This window comes from Bradyrhizobium viridifuturi (assembly GCF_001238275.1).
GTDB lineage: Bacteria > Pseudomonadota > Alphaproteobacteria > Rhizobiales > Xanthobacteraceae > Bradyrhizobium > Bradyrhizobium viridifuturi.
Genome location: NZ_LGTB01000024.1, coordinates 20,402 through 42,575, shown reverse-complemented (window position 1 = coordinate 42,575; position 22,174 = coordinate 20,402). Strand labels below are relative to the sequence as shown.

Sequence of the window (22,174 nt, the reverse complement as noted above, 5' to 3'; positions counted from 1 at the left end):
AGCAGGACATGTCGGTGAAGAAAAAGCCTCTCGTCGTCGTCACCCGCAAGCTGCCGGACTCGATCGAGACCCGGATGCGCGAGCTGTTCGATGCCAGACTGAATCTCGACGACACGCCGATGACGCCGGAACAGATTGCCGAGGCGGTGAAGACCGCCGACGTGCTGGTGCCGACCGTGACCGACATGATCCGCGAGGACGTGATCAACCAGCCCGACTGCAAGCTGAAGATGATCGCCAATTTCGGCAACGGCGTCGACAATATCGACGTTGCCGCAGCGCATGCCCGCGGCATCACGGTGACCAACACGCCGAAGGTGCTGACCGAGGACACCGCCGACATGACGATGGCGCTGATCCTGGCGGTGCCGCGGCGCATGATCGAGGGCGCCTCGATCCTGACCGAGGGCAAGCAGCACTGGGCCGGCTGGTCGCCGACCTGGATGCTCGGCCACCGCATCGGCGGCAAGCGGCTCGGCATCATCGGCATGGGCCGCATCGGCCAGGCCGTGGCGCGCCGCGCCCGCGCCTTCGGCCTACAGATCCACTATCACAACCGCCGTCCGGTGGCGCCCATGATCGCCGACGAGCTCGGCGCGACCTATTGGGAAAGCCTCGACCAGATGCTGGCGCGGATGGACATCATCTCGGTGAACTGCCCGCACACGCCGGCGACCTATCACCTGCTCTCGGCGCGGCGGCTCAAGCTGATCCGGAAAGAGGCCTATATCGTCAACACCGCGCGCGGCGAGGTGATCGACGAGGACACGCTGATCAAGCTGATCGAAGCCGGCGATGTCGGCGGCGCCGGCCTCGACGTCTATGAGCACGAGCCCGCGGTGAACCCGAAGCTGGTGCGGCTTGCCAGGGCCGGCAAGGTGACGCTGCTGCCGCACATGGGCTCGGCCACCATCGAAGGCCGCGTCGAGATGGGCGAGAAGGTGATCATCAACATCCGAACCTTCCTCGACGCCCACAAGCCGCCGGACCGCGTGCTGCCGAGCATGCTCTGAGGTCACACAGTGCCCCTTCACCCTCTCCTTGAGGGGGAGGGAGTATCAGCACTGCCAAAATATCGAAAACAACCCCATGCAAAGGCGCCGGTGCGGCCGGCCAGGCAACTCGGCACGCCCGGCAAAGGTAGCCGGATGAAGTCACGGCGACTGCCGGGCACGCTGTAATCACGCATTCGGTATCGTCCCGGCCTAGTGCGCAATTGCGCACTAGGCCGGGACGACGGTGTGGATCTAGCTCGACTTCCTCGTCTTCCGCCGTGCCTGCTTGCGCCAGTCGGCGACGAACGACACGAACGCGGCGAGCGCGGGCGGTGGCTGGCGGCGGCTTGGATAATAGAGGAACGGGCCGTCGAATGGCGGGCACCAATCGTCGAGCACGCTGATGAGCGCGCCGGACTTCACGCCATAGCGGACATAGCCCTCGAACGTCGCCCAGTAGCCGACGCCGTCATGGACCGCGCGTAGCGCGAGGCCGAGATGGGTCGCGGTCAGCTTGGCCGGCGGCGAAATCTTCACCACGCGGCCGTTCTTCTCGAACTCCCAGTCGAACATCACGCCGTTGCTGAAGCGGCTGCGGATGCAGGCATGCGCCAGCAGATCCTTCGGATGCATCGGCCGGCCGTGCTTCGCGACGTAGTCGCTCGACGCCACGACCGCGTAGCGCTGCGGCGCGCCGAGCGGGACCGCCACCATGTCCTGCGCCAGATGCTCGCCATAGCGCACACCGGCGTCAAAGCCCTGCGCGACGATGTCGACAAACGCGCTCTCGGAGACGAGGTCGAGATCTACTTGCGGATATCTGGCGAGGAACGGCGCGATCATCGGCGCCAGCACGAGGTCGACCGCGGGCGGCGGCGCGTTGATGCGCAGACGGCCCGATGGCTCGGAGCGCAGGCCGCGCACCTCCGTGATCGCATCCGCGACATTGACCATTGCGGGTGCGACGCGGGCGAGCAGCAGCTCGCCGGCCTCGGTCAGCGCCACGCTGCGGGTGGTGCGGTTCATCAGGCGGACGCCGAGCCGCTCCTCCATGTCGCGCAGGCGCTGGCTGAGGCTCGAAACCGAGACGCGGCTTTCCAGCGCGGCGCGCCGGAAGTTGCGCGTGCGCGCCACCGCCACGAAGGCGTCGAGGTCGCGAAGGTCGAAATCCTGCATTGTTCGATATAGTGAACAACCCATTCTGGATTGTCCAGCTTATCCCGGAAGCCCGGCCGGCCCATATCAGCCGCGTCGTTTGGCGGCGGATCATCCGCTGCAACGCTTCGGGAACTCCATCATGGACACACGCAAGCTCGGTTCCACCGGCCCCACGGTTTCGCAGATCGGCCTCGGCTGCATGGGGATGTCTGAGGTCTATGGCCCGGCCGATCGCGGCGAGAGCATCGCCACGGTGCATGCGGCGCTCGATGCCGGCATCACGCTGCTGGATACCGGCGACTTCTATGCCATGGGCCACAATGAGATGCTGGTGCACGAAGCCCTGAAGGATGTCGCGCGCGACCGGCTCCAGATCAGCGTCAAGTTCGGCGCACTGCGCGGCCCCGCGGGTGAATTCGCCGGAATGGACACGCGGCCGGCCGCGACCAGGAACTTCCTCGCCTATTCGCTGCAACGTCTCGGCACCGACTACATCGACATCTACCGCCCGGCACGTCTTGATCCCAACGTTCCGATCGAGGAGACGATCGGCGGCCTCGCCGATCTGGTGAAGTCAGGCTACATCAGACATATCGGCCTGTCCGAGGTCGGCTCCGACACCATCCGCCGTGCCCATGCCGTGCATCCGATCGTCGATCTCCAGATCGAATACTCGCTGATCGAGCGTGGCATCGAACGCGACATCCTGGCGACCTGCCGCGAGCTTGGCATCGGCATCACAGCCTACGGCGTGCTCGCGCGCGGGCTGATCAGCGGTCACTGGTCGAAGGATTCCGGCAAGACCGGCAGGGACTATCGGCTGATGACGCCGCGCTTCCAGGGCGCCAACCTCGATGCCAATCTCGCACTGGTGGAGCAGTTGCGCACGATTGCGGCCGAGATCGGGGCGACACCGGCGCAGGTCGCAATCGCCTGGGTCGCCGCGCAGGGCAAGGAGATCGTGCCGCTGATCGGCGCCCGCACCCGCAACCGTCTGACCGAAGCGCTCGGCGCGACCAGGCTGGCCTTGACGCAGGCTCATCTCGCAGCGCTGGCAAAAGCGTTTCCGCCGGACATCGCCGCCGGCACGCGCTATGCGGCCGAGCAGATGGCGCATCTCGACAGCGAGAAGCCGGCGACCCGATAACGGCAGCAGTCAGGTCCGATGCCCGCTCAGATCGGTGATCACGGCGACATCACCGTTGAGCGGGTTCTGCGGATCGCGCGCGTAGCGCAGGGTTTCGAACCGCATCGCGCGCGCATCCACCATCAGCAGCCGGCCGACCAGCCCCTCGCCGAAGCCGACGATCTCGCGGATCGCCTCCAGCGCCATCATCGATCCCATCAGCCCGGCCAGCGCCCCCATCACACCGGCCTCGGCGCAGGCCGGCACGGTGCCCGGCGGCGGCGCCTCCGGAAACAGGCAGCGATAGGTCGGGTTGAAGACGCCTTCGGCATTCTTCTCGTGGGCGCGGATCGTGGTCAGCGAGCCGTCGAACTGCCCCAGCGCTGCTGTTATCAGCGGCCGCTTGGCGAGGAAGCAGGCATCGGCGACGAGATAGCGGGTCTCGAAATTATCGGAGCCGTCGAGCACGAGATCGTAACGCACGATCAGGTCCATTGCGTTGTCGGCGGTGAGCCGCGTCGGATGCGCCTCGAACGTCACGTGCGGATTGAGTGCGTGGATCTGCGCCGCCGCGCTGTCGACCTTGCGCCTGCCGATGTCGGACGTCGTATGGATAATCTGGCGCTGCAAATTGGAGAGCGAGACAATGTCGTCATCGATCACGCCGAGACGGCCGACACCTGCGGCAGCCAGATACATCAGCACCGGCGCGCCGAGGCCGCCGGCGCCGATCACCAGCACCGACGCCTTTTTCAGCGCATTCTGGCCGGGGCCGCCCACCTCGCGCAGCACGATGTGGCGGGCATAGCGTTCAAGTTCGTCGGCACTCAGCATCTTGATGTCCTGCGCGCTGTTCCCTGAACCGGAGCGCGGTTGTTGCCGACCAAGCAGATGTGCTTAATTGCGTCGACGTCAATGGTATCAGTCATTTCCCCCGGATTTGTCATGAGATCGGTGCTTTCGGCAACATTGATGGTCGCAGGGATGGGCATGGCGCACGCCCAGATGACGCCGCCATCGACGGCCGGGGCCAAGCCGAAGACGGTGACGACGGTGCCGGTTCGCCCCGCGCTGCAGAAGCCGGAGGATACCGCGAGCGCGATGGCGCAGGCCGAGCGGCTGGCGCTGCAATCCGACCTCGCCTGGGTCGGCGAATATAACGGGGCGATTACCGGCGACGTCAGCGAGCGCATGGTCAATGCGATCAAGGAATTCCAGAGAACCGCGGCGGCAAGCCGACCGGCGTGCTGAACCCGCAGGAGCGCGGCGCGCTCGCCGACACTGCGCGGCGCAAGCAGGAGAGCGTCGGCTGGCGGATCGTCACCGAGCCGGCAACCGGGGCGCGGCTCGGTATTCCCACAAAAACTGGTGCCGCAGCTCACCAGCGATGCCTCCGGTGCCAAGTGGACCTCGCCGACCGGCACCGTCCAGGTGCTGCTGACCCGGCGCAAGGAAGCGAGCCCGACCACCGCCAAGCTTGCCGAGCAGGAAAAGAAGGAGCCAGCCGGCCGTACCATCGACTATACCGTGGTGAAGCCGGATTTCTTCGTGCTGTCGGGCATGCAGGGGCTGAAGAAGTTTTATCTGCGCGGCACCTTGAAGGGCGACGAGGTCCGCATCCTCACCATCCTCTATGACCAGGCGATGCAGACCACCGTCGAGCCGGTGGTGATCGCGATGTCGAGCGCCTTCAACGCATTTCCGTCTGGCGTGCAGGCCGGCCCGCCGCCGCGCAAGACCGTGGAATACAGCACCGGCGTCGTGGTCAGCGACGACGGTGCCATTGTCGCCGATCGCGTGGCGACCGGCGATTGCATCGCGCTGACGATCCCGGGCTATGGCGGTGCCGACCGGGTCGCCGAAGACAAGGATCACGATCTCGCTCTGCTGCGCATCTACGGCGCGCGTGAGTTGAAGCCGCTCAACATCGCAGGCCGGGCGACGCAGACCGCGCTCGATATCACCGGGATCGCCGATCCGCAGAACCAGGGCGGCGGCGCGGCCGCGAGCAGCGTCAAGGCCTCGGTCGCGCAACTCGGCACCGGCGATCAGGCGCTGTCGCCGCCGCCTGCGCTCGGGTTCTCCGGCGCGGCGGCGCTCGACGGCGGCGGCAAATTCGTCGGCATCGCATTGCTGAAGCCCGTCATCGTTGCCGGTCCGGCAAACGCGTCGCCACCGGCGCAGGCCACGCTGGTGCCGGCCGACACGGTACGCAATTTCCTGAAGGCGCACGACGTCAACGCGGCGAGCGAATCCGCTGACGCCAAGGCTGCCGTGGTCCGCGTGATCTGCGTCAGGAAGTAACTCAAGCCGTCATCGTCCGCGCGTGCGGGTAATCGGAGAGTCCTGTGATTCAGCCACCGCTCTTCCCACACGTCGTCCTGGCGAAAGCCAGGACCCATAACCACCGCACTCAGCGATGAAACCGTATCGCGGCCCCAGCGTCGCAAAACAATGAGACTAGGGGTAATGGGTCCTGGCTTTCGCCAGGACGACGTTGTGGATGGTTCAACCTGCCGAACAGCATAGTCGGCGTTACCTCAACGCGAACCGCACGCCTGCGCGGGCGAGACCGCCGGCTATACCGACCGGCGTACCGTCGGCGCGCCAGCAGGCGGCGCCGGACATTGTGCCATCGGCGTGGAACTGGATCGCGTTCATGCCACCGGCGACCGTCGGCACGACCTGCACGCGGTGGCCTATCGCAGCGAGTGCCGCCCGGACGTTCTCCGGCACCGCTCGCTCGACTTCCAGCGCATTGCCTTCGGTCCAGACCCGCGGCGCTTCGACCGCTTCCTGCAGGTCCATGCCGTGATCGATCAGATTGATCAGCGCCTGCATCGCGCTCGGGAAGATGCGCTTGCCGCCGGGCAGGCCGAGCGCGTAGACGAGCTTGCCATCGCGCAGCGCCATCATCGGCGACATCGAGGTGGTGACGCGCTTGCCGGCGGCCAGCGACAGCGCGTGTCCCGGCCGCGGATCGAACAGGTTCATGTAGTTGTTCGGCACCGTGCCGAGGCCCGGGATCAGGATCTTGGCGCCGAACAGATTGTTGATGGTCTGGGTGGTCGCGACCACATTGCCCATCGCGTCGGCCGCGGTCATGTGCGTGGTGTGCGCGCTTTCCAGTTGCGTGACGCCGGCGCCCCAGGCCTGCGCGCGATTGGGATCGATCGCGCGGCGGCGCTCCTCGGCATAGGCCTTCGAGGTGAGCTGCTCCACCGGCACGTTGATATAGGCGGGATCGCCGCTCGCGGCTTCACGATCGGCAAACGCAATCTTCAGCACTTCGGCGAGGTAGTGAATGGTCTCGGTCGTGCCGAAGCCGAGCCGCGCGATGTCGTAGCCTTCGAGGATGTTGAGCATCTCGGTGATGTGCACGCCCGACGCCGCGGGCGGCGGCGGCCCGAGGATTTCCCAGCCGCGGTAGTCGCAGCGGATCGGCGCCCGCTCGACCGTCTTGTAGGTCGCAAGATCCTCCTGCGCGATGAAGCCGCCGTTCTTCTTCATGTACTCGACCAGGACGTCGCCGAGCGGCCCCTGGTAAAGCGCGTTGTCGCCGTGGTCGGCGATGTATTTCAGCGTCTCGGCATATTCGGCCTGCACCACGCGCTCGCCCGGCTTCAGCGGCGTGCCATCAGGCAAATAGATCGCCGCGATCGGTTTGTCCTTCAGCATCTCCGCGGCGCCGTCGGTGATGCATTCGTGCAGGTAAGGCGTCGCCGCATAGCCGCGTGCGGCATGCTTGATCGCAGGCTGCATCACGTCGGCAAGGCTCATGGTGCCGAAGCGGCGCAGGGTCTCGCACCAGGCTTTGAGCGAGCCCGGCACTGCGACCGCCTTCGGCCCGTTCAGATTCTCGTTGCCGACGGTGTCGAACACGTCATGCGCCGAACCGGGCTTCGAGGTGTAGGTATCCGGCCGCACCGCCTTCGGTACCGTGCTCTGGCCATCGATGAAGCGATGGCTGCCGTCGGCGAGACGGATGTGCGCCATGCCGCCGCCGATGATGCCGACCATCATCGGCTCGACCACGGTCAGCGCGAACAGAGTGGCGATCGCCGCATCGATCGCATTGCCGCCCGCCGCCAGCATCTCGGCGCCGGCGCTCGATGCCAGCGGGTGATTGCTCACCACCATGCCGCGGCTGCTGGTCGCCGGCTGCTTCTCGCATTGGAAGGTGGTCGCGGCGCGATCGCGCCAATTGCCGTTCATCGCCATCGTGTTCTCGTTCTTGAAGGAGCGATAGCAGCTATGTTCGCCAGCCTCGCACGCGCGGTCAAGCCGCCGCACGCATCATGGCGGCATTCGCAAATGCGGTGTCAGCGCCGGTTACGCAGCCAGCTCTCGCGCGTGACCTTCCATTTCTCCGCGCAGGATTCGCCATTGTGGTGCGGAAGCTCGACGAAGCCGACGAATTCGGCGCCGGTCTTCTGCTTGACCCGGCGCGAGCCGACGTTGGACGGCGCGTTGCAGACATGGAAGTGATCGAGGCCGAGCGTCAGGAAGGCGAAATCATTCACCGCCGCGATCGCCTCAGTCATGAGGCCCTGATTCCAGTAAGGCTCGGCGAGCCAGAACCCGCGATTGCCCTTGCGGCCGTCGGCGCGCGGGCGGAAATTGATATTGCCGATCGCCTCGCCATCGCTGGCACGCAGCACCAGCACCCATTGATAGCTCTCCTCGCCGGCGGCGATCTTGTCGAGCTCGCGCTTGATGAAGCTTTCCGCACCATCGTCGGGATAGGGCCACGGCACCACCGTGGCGAGGGTCTTGATCACGTTCCAATTGTTGAAGTGATGCTGGATCGCCGGAGCATCCGACAGCGCGAGCGGCCGCAGGATCAGGCGTTGCGTCTCGATGCGCGGCGTCTCGAACATGTCACTTCTGGCACTTGGGGCACCAGAACGTCGAACGGCCGTTCTGGGTGAAGCGCTTGACGATACCCTCGCAACCCGATGTGCGGCACTTCTCGCCTTCGCGGTCGTAGACCTGGAACGAATGCTGGAAGTAACCGAGATCGCCGTTGGTCAGACGATGGTCGCTGATCGAGGAGCCGCCGGCCTTGATCGCCTGGTTGAGCACCGAATGGATCGCGTCGACCAGCCGTTTGGCGTGGTCGGTGGGCTCGGCCTTCTTGGTCGCAAGCGTGGCGGCCAGACGCCGCGGCGACAGATGCGAGCGAAACAGCGCCTCGCAGACATAGATGTTGCCAAGTCCCGCCACCACGCGCTGATCGAGCAGCGCCGCCTTCAGGCTGGTCTTCTTGTTGTGGCAGGAGCGCGCCAGCATCGCCGCGTCGAACTCGTTGCCGAGCGGTTCGGGGCCGAGCCCCTTCAGCAGCGGCTCGTCCTCGATCGCGTTGCGGGCGATGATCTTCATGTAGCCGAAGCGCCTGGGATCGTTGAACACGACGGCCGCGCCTGAAGACATGTGGAACACGACATGATCATGCGTGCGATCATCGCTGCGCGGATGGTGGAATTGCCCCGGCGTCGCACCGCCTTCGTCCTTGAGCACCCGAAACGAGCCCGACATGCCCAGATGCATCAGCAGCACGTCGCCGGAATTCAGGTCCGCCATCAGATATTTGGCGCGGCGGCCGAGCCCGGTGATGGTCTGGCCCTCGAGCCGGGCGATAAAGTCTTTTTGGAACGGAAACCGCAAATCCTTGCGGCGGGCCTCGGCCTTGAGGATTTTGGACCCCTCCATGGCCGGTTGCAGGCCGCGGCGGACGGTCTCGACTTCGGGTAATTCCGGCATGGCAGGCATTCACCTTTTGGAAGTGACGTGATAGCGCCATTGCGGCCGCCGCGCTATGGTTTGGCTGGAGCCTTTTCGAGCGAAGCGGGCACCGGTTCGCGTGGAGAAAGCGCGACCAAAGAGGTAAGAGTTCTGAGTGATGGATCGGCCGGATCAAACCACCCATTTCGGCTTCAGGGACGTGCCCCTGGGCGAGAAGCAGACGCTGGTGAACGAAGTATTTCACAGCGTCGCGTCGCGCTATGACTTGATGAACGATCTGATGTCGGGCGGCCTGCACCGGGCCTGGAAGGACGTCATGATCACGACGCTCGACCCGCCGAAGGGCGACCGGCCGTTCGCGCTGCTCGACGTCGCCGGCGGTACCGGCGACATCTCGTTCCGGGCCGCCAAGGCCGCAGGCACCGGCTTCCATGCCACGGTCTGCGACATCAATACCGAGATGCTCGCGGTCGGCCGCGAGCGCGCCGCCAGGCAGCACCTCGACGACCGCGTGTCGTTCGTCGAGGGCAATGCCGAGGCATTGGCTTTCGCCGACCGCACGTTCGACGCCTACACCATCGCGTTCGGCATCCGCAACGTGCCGCAGATCGACCTCGCACTGCGCGAAGCCTATCGGGTGCTCAAGCCGGGCAGCCGCTTCCTGTGCCTGGAATTCTCCACCGTCGACGTGCCCGGCCTCGACAGGATCTACGACCTGTTCTCCTTCAAGGTGATCCCACCGCTCGGCCGCGCCGTCACCGGCGATGCCGAGTCCTATCAGTATCTCGTCGAGTCGATCCGCAAATTCCCGCGGCCGAACGCGTTCGCCGAGATGATCAGCGCCGCCGGCTTTGCCCGCGTGAAATGGCAGAGCCTCTCCGGCGGCATCGTGGCGCTGCATTCGGGCTGGCGTTTGTGATCTCTGCACTGACCCACATCGCGCGCCTCGCCCGCGCCGGTTTCGTGTTTGCGCGCGAAGGCGTGTTCGGCGTCGTCGATCCCGCGCTGGTGCCGCCGCCCGGACAGCTTGCGCTGAAAATGGCGCGGCTGATCGAGCGCCGCTCCGCCAAGTCGGGCCCGCGGCTATCGCGCGCGCTGACCCGGCTCGGGCCGGCCTATCTCAAGCTCGGCCAGTTCCTCGCCACCCGTCCCGACGTGGTCGGCGTCGCGATGGCGCGCGATCTCGAAAGCCTGCAGGACCGGCTGCCGCCATTCGCGCAGGAAGAGGCGGAAGCCGTCATCACGCAATCGCTGGAGCGGCCGCTGGCGCAGGCCTTCGTGCATCTCGGCCCGGCGGTTGCCGCAGCCTCGATCGCGCAGGTGCATCGCGGCGAGGTCGAGCATGACGGCGTGCGGCAGCAGGTTGCGGTCAAGGTGCTCCGGCCCAACGTCGCGGCGCGCTTCCGTCGTGACCTCAGCGACTTCTTCTTTGTCGCGCACAAGGCTGAGGCACATTCCGCCGAGGCGCGGCGGCTGCGGCTGATCGAGGTCATCAACACGATGTCGCGTTCGGTCGCGATGGAGATGGACCTGCGGCTGGAAGCAGCCGCGCTGTCCGAGATGGCCGAGAACACCCGCGACGATCCGGACTTCCGCGTGCCCGCGGTGGATTGGGATCGCACCGCGCACAGCGTGCTGACGATGGAGTGGATCGACGGCATCGCGCTGAACGATCACGCGCGCCTGGCACAGGCCCAGGTCGACCTGCCCGATCTCGGTCGCAAGGTGATCCAGAGCTTCCTGCGCCACGCGCTGCGCGATGGCTTCTTCCATGCCGACATGCATCCGGGCAATCTGTTCCTCGACGACGCCGGCCGCCTTGTTGCGGTGGATTTCGGCATCATGGGACGGCTCGGACCGAAGGAGCGACGCTTCCTGGCCGAGATCCTGCTCGGCTTCATCACCCGCGACTATCGCCGCGTCGCCGAGGTGCATTTCGAGGCCGGCTATGTGCCCGGCCACCATTCGGTGGAGAATTTCGCGCAGGCGATCCGCGCCATCGGCGAGCCGATCCACAACCGCACCGCCGAGGAAATCTCGATGGCGAAGCTGCTCACGCTTCTGCTCGAGGTCACCGGCCTGTTCGACATGCAGACGCGGCCCGAACTGATCCTGCTGCAGAAGACCATGGTGGTGGTCGAGGGGGTGGCGCGCGGCTTCGACCCCAAGCTCGACATCTGGAAGATCGCCGACCCCGTGGTGCGCGAATGGATCACGCACAATCTCGGACCGGCCGGACGGATCCAGGGTGCGCTGTCGGGTGCGGGCGAACTCGGCCGCGTGCTCGCCAATCTGCCGTCGATCGCCAGCCGCGCCGTCACCGTGCTGGAGCAGCTGGAGACCATGACGCGGGAGGGTCACATGCTGTCGTCGGACTCGATCGACGAAATGGCCCGCGCCGAGGCCCGCAAGGCGCGGGTGCAGACCGTCGGCCTCTGGGTCATTGCCGCCGCCCTGATCGCAATCTTCTTCGCCATCCGGTCGCATTGATTGCAATGCATGCATGATGTGATAGCATCGCTATCATATTCGAGCATGATGCCTGAGGGCACGCCATGGCCAGCCTGACCATCCGCAAACTCGACGACGCGCTGAAGAGCTATCTGCGGCTGCGTTCCGCCAAGAACGGGCGCTCGGTCGAGGAGGAGATCCGGGTGATCCTCCGGGAGCTCGCAGAGGGCGGTGCGGAGCCCGCCGGGGCGCCCGGCGCGGGTTCCCTGACGGTTGCAGCCCCTGCCCCGCGGGTCACCAGCGCGGCCGGTGAGCCCAGGGTGACCCTGATCATCGGCGGCGGGATCGCGGCCTACAAGGCGCTGGATCTGATCCGGCGGTTCAAGGAGCGGCACATCCAGGTCCGCTGCGTGCTGACCAAAGCGGCCCAGCAGTTCGTGACCCCGCTGGCCGCCAGCGCGCTGTCGCATGAGCGCGTCTACACCGACCTGTTCGACGCCGAGAGCGAGTTCGACGCCGGCCATATCCGGCTGGCGCGGGACTGCGACCTGATCGTGGTGGCGCCGGCGACCGCTGATTTGATGGCCAAGATGGCGCAGGGCCATGCCGACGACCTCGCCACCGCCACGCTGCTGGCGGCCAACCGGCCGATCTTGCTGGCGCCGGCGATGAACCCGCTGATGTGGAACAACCCCGCCACCCGCCGCAACGTGCTGCAGCTGCGCCGCGACGGCGTCCATACCATCGGCCCCAATGCCGGCGAGATGGCGGAAGCCGGCGAGGCTGGGGTCGGGCGGATGGCCGAGCCTGTCGAGATCGCCGCCGCCGCCGACCGCATGCTGCGGCCGCCGCAGCCGCGCCCGCTCGCCGGCAAGCGCGTGCTGATCACGGCAGGTCCGACGCACGAGGCGATCGACCCGGTGCGCTACATCGCCAACCGCTCATCCGGCAAGCAGGGCTTTGCCATTGCGGCTGCCGCGCGCGCCGCCGGCGCCGAGGTCGTGCTGGTGACCGGCCCGGTCGAACTCGGCGACCCCCAGGGCATCTCGGTCATGCGCGTGGAATCCGCGCGCGACATGCTGCACCGGGTGGAAGCCGCGCTGCCAGTCGATGTCGCGATCTTTGCGGCGGCGGTCGCCGACTGGCGGGTCGCCAGCGAGGGCAGCCAGAAACTGAAGAAGACCGCGGCCGGCATGCCGCCGCTGCAGCTGGTCGAGAACCCCGACATCCTCGCGACGATCTCGAAGCTGAAGGAGAAGCGGCCGCCGCTGGTGATCGGCTTCGCCGCCGAGACCGAGCATCTGATCGAGAACGCCAAGGCGAAATTCGCGCGCAAGGGCTGCGACTGGATCGTCGCCAACGACGTCTCGCCGGCGACCGGCGTGATGGGCGGCGACCGCAACACCGTCCATTTGCTCTCGCGCGAGGGCAAGGAGGTCACCGTCGACTCCTGGCCCGTGATGACCAAGGAAGAAGTCGCGACCGCGCTGGTGTCGCGGATCGCAAGAGAAGTAGGAACCGGATCGTGAGCGCCACCATCAAGGTCGAAGTCCACCAATTGCCGCATGGCGCAGATCTGCTGCTGCCGATCTACCAGACCGACGGCGCAGCCGGGCTCGACCTCCTGGCCGCGGTGCCGCGGTCGGCGCCGCTGTTGCTGCTGCCGGGCCGCTACGAGATGGTTCCGACCGGGCTGACGATCGCGCTGCCGCCCGGCTACGAGGCGCAGGTCCGGCCGCGCTCCGGCCTGGCCGCCAAATACGGCATCACGGTGCTGAACTCGCCCGGCACGATCGATGCCGACTATCGCGGCGAGATCAACGTGCTGCTGATCAATCACGGCCATGAGGTGTTTTCGATCCGGCGCGGCGAGCGCATTGCGCAGATGGTGATCGCGCCGGTCACGCGAGCCGAGCTGGTTCCGGTCGACGTGCTGTCGTCGACCGATCGCGGCAGCGGCGGCTTCGGCTCGACCGGACGCTAGCGCGAACTGTGCGGACGACTCCGGGAGATCACGCTTCGCGTGCGCTCTCCGCGTGATTACGGAGTCAATTCGCGTAAAATCCACACCACCGGCCGCATTTTTTCACAGCGGATTCAGCGTTCACGGTCTGGACTCTTACTCGCCGAGTCCCGTTGGGATTATTCTGGATTGATTCGAGCGCGACGGGGGGTCTTCGTCGGGCTGTCGGGTCCTGCTTGGGCATGATCCCCGGACAAACGCGAAACGTTTGCCGTGAGGGAACACCGGTCTCCTCTTTTCCGGATCATGCCTTAAGGTTTGTGCGTTCTGGGGCAACATATGTCGGGCGTAGTCGCGGCAATGCGTCGAACCCTGCTGTCATGCACCTCACTGGCGCGCGACGGCATGATTGGGCTCGCCATTACCGCATTGCTGCCGGCCGGCACCGCGTTCGCGGCCGAGAGCTTGGTCGCCCAGGCGATGTCGGATCATCTCGGCTTCAATCACCAGGAGGTCGCGGTTCTCGCGACCTCGTTCGCGCTGGTCGGCTTCTCCGCCGTCGCCGCGATCCTGTTGATGCGCACCCGGCTGCGCGCGACCCGCAACGAGGAGCAGTTGCAGTCCGAAATATCGGACCTGCAGGCGCAATCGGACCGGCTGCGCGCGCTGCTGTTCGTCGAGCCGCAGGTGCTGATCTCCTGGGCCGCCGGCGACAACCGGCCGCAGATCTCGGGCGATATCTCGCTGGTGATGTCCCAGGAGGGCTCGCCGCAACGCATCCTCGCCTTCGGAACCTGGCTGCCGCCGGAGCCGGCGCTGCAGATGGACCACGCCGTCGACGCGCTGCGCGAGAAGGGTGAGGCGTTCCTGCTCAACCTCTCGACCTCGGCCGGCCGCGCCATCGAGGCGATGGGCCGCGCGATCGGCGGCCAGGCCATCGTGCGGATCCGCGAGCTCGGCGGCCTGCGCCGCGAACTCGCAGAGTCCAACCTGCGCTACAAGACGCTGCAGGAGGAGACCGAACTGCTGCGCGATTTCGCCGCCGCCGCGCCGTGGCCGATCTGGGCCAAGAGCCTCGAGGGCAATCTGCGCTACGCCAACGCGGCCTATGTCCGCGCCACCGAGGGCAAGAGCGTATCGGACGCGCTGCAGCGCAATCTCGAACTGCTCGAGAGCGACCAGCGCGGCGAACTGACCCGCGCGCTCAACGACAATGCGAGCTATGCCGCGCGGCTGCCGATCGTCGTCAGCGGCGAGCGGCGGATCTACGACGTGCAGGCGCTGAAGCTCAGCGGCGGCAGCGCCGGGATCGCGATCGACGCCAGCGAGGCCGCAGCGCTGCGCGCGGCGATCGCGCGGATGGTCGAAGCGCACCGCCGCACCCTCGACCAATTGTCCTCGGGCGTTGCGGTGTTCGATGCCGACCGGCGGCTCACCTTCTACAACGAATCGTACCGGCGGCTGTGGGGCCTCGACCAGGCCTTCCTCGACAGCAACCCCGACGATTCCAGCGTGCTGGACCGGCTGCGCGCCAACCGCAAGCTGCCCGAGCAGCCGGATTTCCGCGCCTGGAAGGCCAAGCTGCACGAGGCCTATCGCGCGGTCGAATCCGAGACCTACACCTGGTTCCTGCCCGACGGCCGCGCCATCAGCGTCGTCACCACGCCGAACCTCGAAGGCGGCGTCACCTATCTGTTCGACAACGTCACCGAGAGCCTCGATCTCGCGCGCCGCTACGACCGCCTGACGAGGGTGCAGCGCGAGACCCTCGACAATCTCGGCGAAGCGGTTGCAGTGTTCGGCAGCAACGGCCGCGCCGAATTGTTCAATCCGCCCTTCGCCAAGATGTGGAAGCTGCCGGCCGACGCGCTGCAGGGCGAGCCGCATATCGAGCAGGTGGAAGCGCTGTGCCGGCCGCTGTTCGACGACGCGCTGACCTGGCGGACGCTGCGCGAATCGATCACCGCGATCGAGAACCGCGCCCAGGTCGCGCTCAAGCTTGAGCGCAAGGATGGCAGCGTGCTGAACTGCATGACCATCCCGCTGCCGGACGGCAAGACCCTGCTCGCGTTCCAGGACATCACCGACACCGAAAATGTCGAGCGGGCGCTGCGCGAGCGCAACGAGGCGCTGGAAGCCGCCGACCAGATGAAGGTGGATTTCGTCCACCACGTCTCCTACGAGCTGCGCGCGCCGCTCACCACCATCATCGGCTTCGCGCATTTCCTCAGCGACCCCTCGACCGGGCCGCTGACGCCAAAGCAGGCCGAATATCTCACTACGTCACCAAATCGACCAACGCGCTGCTGGCGCTGACCAACAACATTCTCGATCTCGCGACCATCGACGCCGGCGCGATGAAGCTCGAGCTCGGCCTGGTCAATATCGGCCAGGCGATCGAGGCCGCCGCCGAAGGCATTCAGGATCGCCTGGCCACCGACCGCATCGCGCTCAAGGTCGATATCGAGCCCAATATCGGCGCCTTCATCGGCGACGAGCGGCGCGTCGTGCAGGTGCTCTACAATCTGCTCGCCAACGCCGTCGGCTTCTCGCCGCATGACGCCACCGTCACGATCAGCGCGCACCGCTCCGAGCACAGCGTGGTGTTTGCGGTGACCGACGCCGGTCCCGGCATTCCGGCCGAGATGCGCGACAAGGTGTTCAACTGGTTCGAGAGCCATTCGCACGGCTCGCGGCATCGCGGCGCGGGCCTCGGCCTGTCGCTGGTCCGCTCCTTCGTCGAGTTGCATGGTGGACGGGTGCGCGTCGATTCGACCGTCGGCCGCGGCACGACCGTGACCTGCGACTTCCCGATCGACCAGACCGCACATCGCAACGCTGCGGAATGACGGCGACCTCGACATTCTCGGTGGCGCTCGCGAACGAAACCGCGACGTCAGAGCTGATGGCCGACCTCGCGCTCCTGATCGGCGCCGGCGACGTCATCACGCTGTCGGGCGACCTCGGCGCCGGCAAGACCGCGGCCGCCCGCGCGCTGATCCGCTACCTCGCCGCCGACGACACGCTGGAAGTGCCGAGCCCGACCTTCACGCTGGCGCAAAGCTACGAGCTGCCGTCGTTTCCACTGGTCCATGCCGATCTCTACCGCATCAACGACGCCAGCGAGCTCGAGGAGATCGGGCTGTCGCCGCTGCCCGACGACATCGTGGCGCTGATCGAGTGGCCGGAACGCGCGCCGGATGCGATGCCTGCCGATCGCATCGACATTGCATTCAGCCACCGCCCGGCGCTCGGATCGGCCGCGCGCGCCGCCGAGATCACCGGCTATGGCCAAGCAGCGGCCAAGGTCGCGCGGCTGCACGAGCTGCGCCGATTCCTCGAGCGCGCGGGCTTCCTCAACGCCCGGCGCGAGCGCATGCCGGGCGACGCCTCGACGCGCTCCTATGCGCGGCTGCGCAATGACGACGGCAGCGTCATCCTGATGAACTCGCCGCGCGTCCCGACGGTCCGGCGATCTACAACGGCAGGTCCTACAGCGCGGCGGTGCATCTCGCCGAAGACGTCCGGCCGTTCGTCGCGATCGGAAACGGCCTGCGCAAGCACGGCTTCTCCGCGCCGGCGATCCGGCACACCGATCTCGAATCCGGCTTCCTCATCACCGAGGATCTCGGCGCGGAGGGCGTGATCGAAGGCGATCCGCCGCGACCGATTGCCGAGCGCTACGAAGCCGCCGTCGACATGCTGGCCGCGTTGCATCGCGAGGCGCTGCCGGCGCAGCTGCCGGTGACACCGGACGAGAGCTACGACATCCCGGTGTTCGATATCGACGCCTGGCTGATCGAGATCGGGCTGATGCTGGAATGGTACCTGCCCGACCGCGGCGTGCAGCCGAGCGAGGAGCTGCGCACCGAATTCCTCGGAATGTGGCGCGGCCTCCTGGAAAAGCCCGCCGCGGCGCCGCAGACCTGGGTGATCCGCGACTTCCATTCGCCGAACATCATCTGGCTTGCCGAGCGCACCGGCATCCTGCGTGTCGGCATCATCGACTTCCAGGACGCGCTGCTCGGCCCCGCGGCCTATGACGTGGTGTCGCTGCTGCAGGACGCGCGGATCGATGTGCCCGAGCAGCTCGAACTGTCGCTGTTGACCCGCTACATCAAGGCGCGGCGCGCCACCGACGAGAGCTTCGACCCGGCCGGCTTCGCCGAGCTGTATGCGATCATGTCGGCGCAGCGCAACACCCGCCTGCTCGGCACCTTCGCGCGGCTCAACCGCCGCGACGGCAAGCCGCAGTATCTCAAGCATCAGCCGCGGATCTGGACCTATCTGGAGCGCTCGCTGGCCCATCCGGTGCTGACGACCTTCCGCATCTGGTACACAGCCAACGTCCCTCCCCCAGTACCTTAGTTTACGGGTTGTTAGCCTTGGGTCCCCTAAGGTTACCGAGGCTGCGCCTCATCCATGGCGCGGCCGAATCGGGAGCGGGACCACACGATGGCGACGGAACGACGCAGGGGCGATCGTGTCACGTTTGAGCGCGGCATAGCCGCGCACATGATGGGCATTGACGGCACCTGGCGGCGCGACTGCACCATGGAAGACGTGTCCGAGACGGGCGCCAAGCTGACCGTCGAGGGTTCGGTCGAGGGCCTCGCCCTGAAGGAGTTTTTTCTGCTGCTGTCGTCCACAGGATTGGCCTATCGCCGCTGCGAGCTGGCATGGGTCAACGGCGACCAGATCGGCGTCAACTTCCTCAAACAAGGCGACAAGAAGAAGAAAACTGCCAGACGCGGCGCGCAAGCCGAGGTCTAGGCCATCGTCGTCATTTTTGCCGTCTTACGGCCGTCATGTCTCATGACTATGGCGTCTGGTTGATGTGCTTGCCGAATCGCCGTGATAGGATCGGCGCATGAGAGATGATGACCGAGAATATCCGGAAAATGCCCGTCACTCCCCATAAGGCCATGGTGCTCGCCGCGGGACTCGGCGTGCGCATGCGCCCCCTGACCCTCACTATGCCGAAGCCGCTGGTCAGCGTTGCCGGTCAGCCGCTGCTCGACCATGTGCTCGACAAGCTCGCCGGCGCCGGCGTCACCGAGGCCGTCGTCAACGTGCATTACCTGCCCGACCAGATCATCGAGCACGTCAAGACCCGCAGCCGTCCGCACGTGATCATCTCCGACGAACGCGACCAGGTGCTCGGCACCGGCGGCGCCGTCGTCAAGGCGCTGCCGCAGCTCGGCGATGCGCCGTTCTTCCATCTCAACGCCGACACGATGTGGATCGACGGTGTACGCTCCAATCTGGCGCGGCTGGCCGAGACCTTCGATCCCGCGCGGATGGATATCCTGCTGCTGATGGCGCCGACCGCCTCGAGCATCGGCTATAGCGGCCGCGGCGACTATTCGATGCTGCCGGACGGCGCGCTGCGCAAGCGGCGGGAAAACCAGGTGGTGCCGTTCGTCTATGCCGGCGCCGCGATCATGTCGCCGGCGCTGTTCGCCGATGCTCCGGCCGGCGAGTTCTCGCTGACAAAGATGTTCGATCGCGCCAACGATCAGGAGCGGCTGTTCGGCCTGCGCCTCGACGGCGTCTGGATGCATGTCGGGACCCCCGACGCGATCCAGGCTGCGGAAGAAGCCTTCCTGGAAAGCGTCGCTTAGAGCATGATCCGGAAAAGTGCGTAGCGGTTTTCCGAAAGATCATGCTCAGACAAGAAACTAAAGCGCGATGACGATCCCCAACCCTGATCTGATCGCGCTTTAAGCACCGCCCTCAGTCTTCCGCGTCAATGGCGAGCACTGCAAAACTCGCGAGCCAGTGTTCGCCCATATAGTCGCCGGCGATATGCGGCAGGCCGGCATCGAGATGGCGTCGCGCAGCATCCAGCAGGATCGGGCGACGCACATCGCCCTCCGCCAATGCGCCGGCCAGCGCACGCCAGCACCACGCCCGGCTGAGATTGAGTCCATCAAGATGCGCAAGCTTGCCGTCGGTGCGATCAGTCACCGTGGCGGGCCGGAACAGGGTTGCCGGCTCGCGCTGCGCGAGGCGCGGCAGGAAGCGGTCGAACCAGGGCAGGAAATCGCCAGGCGACAGCAGCCGGCGCATGCACTCGGCCTCGATCAGCGCGGACGACTGGAAATCGTCGCCGCTCGGCTCACCCCAGGCGGGACAATCCTGATCGGCGCCGTACCAGCGCAGCGCCGTGTCGCGCAGCAGCGCACTGAGCGCATCGTCGTTCGTCGCCACCGCGTAGTCGGCGGCCATGCGCAGCCCGAACGCAGTGTTGAAATGCGTGCCGACCCGCACCGGATAGGTGGCGAGCGGCAGGAAATCGCGAAAGCGCTGCGCGAAGATCCCGGCAAGCGGAGCAATTCGTTCGCGCCACCGCGTATCGTCGAGCCGCGAGAGTTCAGCCGCGAGCTTCAACAGCCAGCCCCAGCCGTAGGGCCGCTTGAAGCCGCGCGCGGTCGGGGCCGCGAGATAGGCGCACTCGGCCGCGATCTTCTCCGCAACGAACTGCGCGTCGAACAAGGCGCGGATATCTTTCGCCGCATCGGAGGTCGGATAGCGGCGCAGCAGCCGGGCGAGCATCCAGTAGCTGTGGACGCAGGAGTGCCAGTCGTAGCTGCCGAAGAACACCGGATGCAGTTCGCGCGGCGTGCGTGCGTCCTGCGGCCCTGCCAGCACATGATCCGGCTTGTTCGGATATTCGCGGCCGACATGGCCGAGCGCGATGCGCGCGAAGCGGACGGCCAGATCTTCGGTCAGGGTCGTCTCGCTCATTGTGAGGCCTTCTCCTTTCGCCCGCGACGAACCAGCATCTCGATCAGGCGCGGCGTCATGTAGATCGGAAACTGTGTCGCCGCGAAGAACAGCGCCGTCATCGGCGATACCGCCGCGCCCATCGCCGACCAGACCAATCCGACATTTCGGTTGCCGAGAACGAGGCCCGTGGTCAACCGCTCGGCGAGCGGACCCGGCGTCAGCAGCGCGCCCAGCCCCTGCAAGGCAAGATTGCAGGCGAAGGCAAGGCCGACGCAAGTCGCGGCAGCGATCGGCTGCGCCTCGATCTGCGCGCGCACCCCGGCCATGGTCGCGATTGCGAACAGCAGCAGCGAGGCGAGCACGAGGCGTCGATGAGACGCCCATGCCGCACCAACTGCGCAGCCGCCTGACGGCGCAGCAGCAACGCCAGCGCGCCAGCGCCGCCGACCAGCAGCGCCAGTCGCGCAGCGAGCGCCAACGGATCGAGCGCGAGACCGGCAAATCCCGACGCGATCAGCGGCACGGTGACCGGGGCCAGCGCCATCGACAGCAACGTCACGGCGAGCGGAACGGTGGCGTCGAAGCCGAGCATGCGCGCGACCGCCGCGGTGCCGCTCGACGGCGGCGCGCAGACCGACAGCACCAGCGCGACGATCAGCTCCGGCGCAAATCCGGCGCCGCGCGCCGCGAAACCGACCGCAAGCGGACAGGCCAGCATCGCGAGCGCCGGCAGCAGCAGCCAGATCAGCGGACGCCGCAACGCACGCCGGAACGCCGCGCCGTCGACTTGGAGGAAGGTGCCGAGCACCAGCACGAAGATCGCGGCCGCCATCAACGGGCGCACGCCGTCCGCCAGGGCCGGCAAGGCCAGCCCGGCCAGCACGCCGATGATCAGCAAGGTCGGCCCGCGCGGCATCAGTCTGGCGAATGAATGTCCCAAATCTTCCGGCCTCGTCGTCATGCCTGCGACGACCTTAGGCTTATCCATATTATTGTTGAAATCGATTATTATTATGACCATTATTGCTGCAATGAATTTATCTGCCGTCGATCTCAACCTGCTGGTCGCCTTCGAGGCGCTGATGGAGGAGCGCCACGTCACCCGAGCGGCCGAGCGCATCGGCCTCGCCCAGCCGTCGATGAGCAGCGCGTTGCGGAGGTGCGCGCGCTGTTTGCGGACGAATTGTTCCTGCGCGCCGGCGCCGGCATGCAGCCGACCGAAAGGGCACTGGCGCTGGCAGGGCCGATCGGCGAGGCGTTGCAGCAGATCCGGGGCGCGCTGGCGCCCGACCGGAGCTTCGATCCGGCCACCGCGCGACGGCGCGTCACCATCGCCGCGACCGACTATGGCGATCTCGTCCTGGTGCCGGAGCTGACCCGCTTGCTGCGCGCGGAAGCGCCGGGGATCGACCTTGCCGTGCGTCCGCTGACCGATGCGACGGTGGCGCTGGCAAAGCTGGAGCGCGGCGAGCTCGATGCGCTGATCGGCGGCCATCTGCCGGAGACGCCGCGCTGCGTCCGGCACCGCCTGTTCGAGGAACGCTTCGTCTGCATCCGCGACGCCGCGCGCGCGAAGCGAACCGAGCGCCTGAGCCTTGACGACTACGCGACCCTGCCGCACGCGCTGTTCTCGGCGGCCGGCGGCGATGGCCTGCCGAGCGTGATCGACGCGCTGCTGGCACGCCATGGGTTGAAGCGGCGCCTGGCCGTGACGCTCGCGCATGTGGTGGCCGTTCCGTTCGCCGTGGCCGGCACCGATCTCATCGCCACGCTGTCCGAGCGCGTCGCCCGCCGCTTCACGCATCTCGCCGAAATTGCCGTCGTGATGCCCCCGATCGAGATCCCGGCCTTCGCCATCGACCTGATCCATACCAGCCGCGCCGCGCAGGATCCGGCACTGCGCTGGTTCCTGGATGCCGTCGATCGCTGCGCTGGCCACCTGAGACATTGAGCAGTCATGGCTGACCGGCAGGGGTGGCTAACGACCGCCGCCGCTTCCTATAT

17 protein-coding genes and 4 pseudogenes are annotated in these 22,174 nt (G+C 66.6%); 13 read left to right on the top strand and 8 right to left on the bottom strand.

Annotated features, from left to right (window positions below):
- Positions 1–8 precede the first annotated feature (8 nt).
- Positions 9–1,013, top strand: coding sequence for a 2-hydroxyacid dehydrogenase (locus ALC15_RS21890; RefSeq protein WP_050629043.1), 1,005 nt, complete (start codon positions 9–11; stop codon positions 1,011–1,013).
- Between the two features lie 234 nt (positions 1,014–1,247).
- Here ALC15_RS21890 and ALC15_RS21885 read toward each other — a convergent pair whose 3' ends face one another.
- Positions 1,248–2,171 carry a LysR family transcriptional regulator gene (locus tag ALC15_RS21885; RefSeq protein WP_050629042.1) on the bottom strand — a complete coding sequence of 308 codons (924 nt, stop codon included), beginning with the start codon at positions 2,169–2,171 and terminating at the stop codon, positions 1,248–1,250.
- Positions 2,172–2,292: 121 nt separating this feature from the next.
- Here ALC15_RS21885 and ALC15_RS21880 point away from each other — a divergent pair, with 121 nt between their 5' ends.
- On the top strand, positions 2,293–3,300 hold the full coding sequence (locus tag ALC15_RS21880; RefSeq protein ID WP_050629116.1) for an aldo/keto reductase: 1,008 nt from the start codon (positions 2,293–2,295) through the stop codon (positions 3,298–3,300).
- Positions 3,301–3,309: 9 nt separating this feature from the next.
- Here the strand turns inward: ALC15_RS21880 and ALC15_RS21875 are convergent, their stop codons facing one another.
- Positions 3,310–4,113, bottom strand: coding sequence for a HesA/MoeB/ThiF family protein (locus tag ALC15_RS21875; RefSeq protein WP_050629041.1), 804 nt, complete (start codon positions 4,111–4,113; stop codon positions 3,310–3,312).
- A gap of 111 nt (positions 4,114–4,224) precedes the next feature.
- On the opposite strand from ALC15_RS21875, the pseudogene ALC15_RS21870 reads away from it, so the two are divergent.
- Positions 4,225–5,583, top strand: a pseudogene (locus ALC15_RS21870) (serine protease).
- Positions 5,584–5,814: 231 nt separating this feature from the next.
- Here the strand turns inward: ALC15_RS21870 and ggt are convergent.
- The 3 genes from ggt to mutM form a co-directional block, all read right to left on the bottom strand.
- On the bottom strand, positions 5,815–7,494 hold the full coding sequence (ggt, locus tag ALC15_RS21865; protein WP_050629115.1) for a gamma-glutamyltransferase: 1,680 nt from the start codon (positions 7,492–7,494) through the stop codon (positions 5,815–5,817).
- A 107-nt stretch (positions 7,495–7,601) separates the two neighbouring features.
- Positions 7,602–8,159, bottom strand: a complete 558-nt coding sequence (locus ALC15_RS21860; protein ID WP_050629040.1) for a GNAT family N-acetyltransferase — start codon at positions 8,157–8,159, stop codon at positions 7,602–7,604.
- A 1-nt stretch (position 8,160) separates the two neighbouring features.
- A complete protein-coding gene (gene mutM, locus ALC15_RS21855; RefSeq protein ID WP_050629039.1) occupies positions 8,161–9,042 on the bottom strand; it encodes a bifunctional DNA-formamidopyrimidine glycosylase/DNA-(apurinic or apyrimidinic site) lyase in 882 nt (293 codons plus the stop codon).
- A gap of 139 nt (positions 9,043–9,181) precedes the next feature.
- Between mutM and ubiE the strand changes: the two genes are divergently transcribed.
- The 8 genes and pseudogenes from ubiE (at position 9,182) to ALC15_RS21815 (ending at position 19,062) form a co-directional block, all read left to right on the top strand.
- Complete coding sequence (gene ubiE / locus ALC15_RS21850) at positions 9,182–9,943, top strand: bifunctional demethylmenaquinone methyltransferase/2-methoxy-6-polyprenyl-1,4-benzoquinol methylase UbiE (RefSeq protein ID WP_050629038.1); 762 nt, start codon at positions 9,182–9,184, stop codon at positions 9,941–9,943.
- A complete protein-coding gene (ubiB, locus tag ALC15_RS21845) occupies positions 9,940–11,514 on the top strand; it encodes a 2-polyprenylphenol 6-hydroxylase (RefSeq protein ID WP_050629037.1) in 1,575 nt (524 codons plus the stop codon). The genes ubiE and ubiB overlap by 4 nt, the downstream gene beginning before the upstream one ends.
- Positions 11,515–11,579: 65 nt before the next feature.
- Positions 11,580–13,004, top strand: a complete 1,425-nt coding sequence (gene coaBC, locus ALC15_RS21840) for a bifunctional phosphopantothenoylcysteine decarboxylase/phosphopantothenate--cysteine ligase CoaBC (protein ID WP_050629036.1) — start codon at positions 11,580–11,582, stop codon at positions 13,002–13,004.
- Positions 13,001–13,459, top strand: coding sequence for a dUTP diphosphatase (gene dut / locus ALC15_RS21835; RefSeq protein ID WP_050629035.1), 459 nt, complete (start codon positions 13,001–13,003; stop codon positions 13,457–13,459). Before coaBC ends, dut begins: the two co-directional genes overlap by 4 nt.
- Before the next feature lie 318 nt (positions 13,460–13,777).
- Positions 13,778–16,287: pseudogene (locus ALC15_RS21830) on the top strand (sensor histidine kinase).
- Positions 16,284–17,806, top strand: a pseudogene (gene tsaE / locus ALC15_RS21825) (tRNA (adenosine(37)-N6)-threonylcarbamoyltransferase complex ATPase subunit type 1 TsaE). Before ALC15_RS21830 ends, tsaE begins: the two co-directional pseudogenes overlap by 4 nt.
- 87 nt (positions 17,807–17,893) lie before the next feature.
- A complete protein-coding gene (locus ALC15_RS21820) occupies positions 17,894–18,211 on the top strand; it encodes a PilZ domain-containing protein (protein WP_050629034.1) in 318 nt (105 codons plus the stop codon).
- Between the two features lie 128 nt (positions 18,212–18,339).
- Complete coding sequence (locus ALC15_RS21815; RefSeq protein ID WP_050629114.1) at positions 18,340–19,062, top strand: nucleotidyltransferase family protein; 723 nt, start codon at positions 18,340–18,342, stop codon at positions 19,060–19,062.
- Positions 19,063–19,174: 112 nt separating this feature from the next.
- Here ALC15_RS21815 and ALC15_RS21810 read toward each other — a convergent pair whose 3' ends face one another.
- Genes ALC15_RS21810 through ALC15_RS21805 form a run of 3 tightly spaced genes read right to left on the bottom strand, consistent with a single transcriptional unit; the run spans position 19,175 to position 21,110 of the window.
- Positions 19,175–20,188, bottom strand: a complete 1,014-nt coding sequence (locus ALC15_RS21810; RefSeq protein ID WP_050629033.1) for a DUF2891 domain-containing protein — start codon at positions 20,186–20,188, stop codon at positions 19,175–19,177.
- Entirely contained in the window at positions 20,185–20,412 is a 228-nt protein-coding gene (locus tag ALC15_RS46400) for a hypothetical protein (protein ID WP_244486201.1), read from the bottom strand. Before ALC15_RS46400 ends, ALC15_RS21810 begins: the two co-directional genes overlap by 4 nt.
- Positions 20,388–21,110 carry a hypothetical protein gene (locus ALC15_RS21805; RefSeq protein ID WP_244486209.1) on the bottom strand — a complete coding sequence of 241 codons (723 nt, stop codon included), beginning with the start codon at positions 21,108–21,110 and terminating at the stop codon, positions 20,388–20,390. Before ALC15_RS21805 ends, ALC15_RS46400 begins: the two co-directional genes overlap by 25 nt.
- On the opposite strand from ALC15_RS21805, the pseudogene ALC15_RS47635 reads away from it, so the two are divergent.
- A pseudogene (locus tag ALC15_RS47635) lies at positions 21,058–21,279 on the top strand (hypothetical protein); the annotation flags it as partial. The gene ALC15_RS21805 and the pseudogene ALC15_RS47635 overlap by 53 nt on opposite strands.
- Before the next feature lie 74 nt (positions 21,280–21,353).
- Complete coding sequence (locus tag ALC15_RS21800) at positions 21,354–22,121, top strand: LysR substrate-binding domain-containing protein (RefSeq protein WP_244486200.1); 768 nt, start codon at positions 21,354–21,356, stop codon at positions 22,119–22,121.
- Positions 22,122–22,174 lie beyond the last annotated feature (53 nt).

What these genes read in the sequence shown, in the direction of transcription:
- ALC15_RS21860 (WP_050629040.1), bottom strand. Translation starts at nt 8,159, where the DNA reads ATGTTCGAGACGCCGCGCATCGAGACGCAACGCCTGATCCTGCGGCCG.
- ALC15_RS21885 (WP_050629042.1), bottom strand. Translation starts at nt 2,171, where the DNA reads ATGCAGGATTTCGACCTTCGCGACCTCGACGCCTTCGTGGCGGTGGCG.
- ALC15_RS21880 (WP_050629116.1), top strand. Translation starts at nt 2,293, where the DNA reads ATGGACACACGCAAGCTCGGTTCCACCGGCCCCACGGTTTCGCAGATC.
- ALC15_RS21815 (WP_050629114.1), top strand. Translation starts at nt 18,340, where the DNA reads ATGCCCGTCACTCCCCATAAGGCCATGGTGCTCGCCGCGGGACTCGGC.
- ubiE (WP_050629038.1), top strand. Translation starts at nt 9,182, where the DNA reads ATGGATCGGCCGGATCAAACCACCCATTTCGGCTTCAGGGACGTGCCC.
- ALC15_RS21890 (WP_050629043.1), top strand. Translation starts at nt 9, where the DNA reads ATGTCGGTGAAGAAAAAGCCTCTCGTCGTCGTCACCCGCAAGCTGCCG.
- coaBC (WP_050629036.1), top strand. Translation starts at nt 11,580, where the DNA reads ATGGCCAGCCTGACCATCCGCAAACTCGACGACGCGCTGAAGAGCTAT.
- ALC15_RS21875 (WP_050629041.1), bottom strand. Translation starts at nt 4,113, where the DNA reads ATGCTGAGTGCCGACGAACTTGAACGCTATGCCCGCCACATCGTGCTG.
- ALC15_RS21810 (WP_050629033.1), bottom strand. Translation starts at nt 20,188, where the DNA reads ATGAGCGAGACGACCCTGACCGAAGATCTGGCCGTCCGCTTCGCGCGC.
- ALC15_RS21820 (WP_050629034.1), top strand. Translation starts at nt 17,894, where the DNA reads ATGGCGACGGAACGACGCAGGGGCGATCGTGTCACGTTTGAGCGCGGC.
- mutM (WP_050629039.1), bottom strand. Translation starts at nt 9,042, where the DNA reads ATGCCGGAATTACCCGAAGTCGAGACCGTCCGCCGCGGCCTGCAACCG.
- ggt (WP_050629115.1), bottom strand. Translation starts at nt 7,494, where the DNA reads ATGAACGGCAATTGGCGCGATCGCGCCGCGACCACCTTCCAATGCGAG.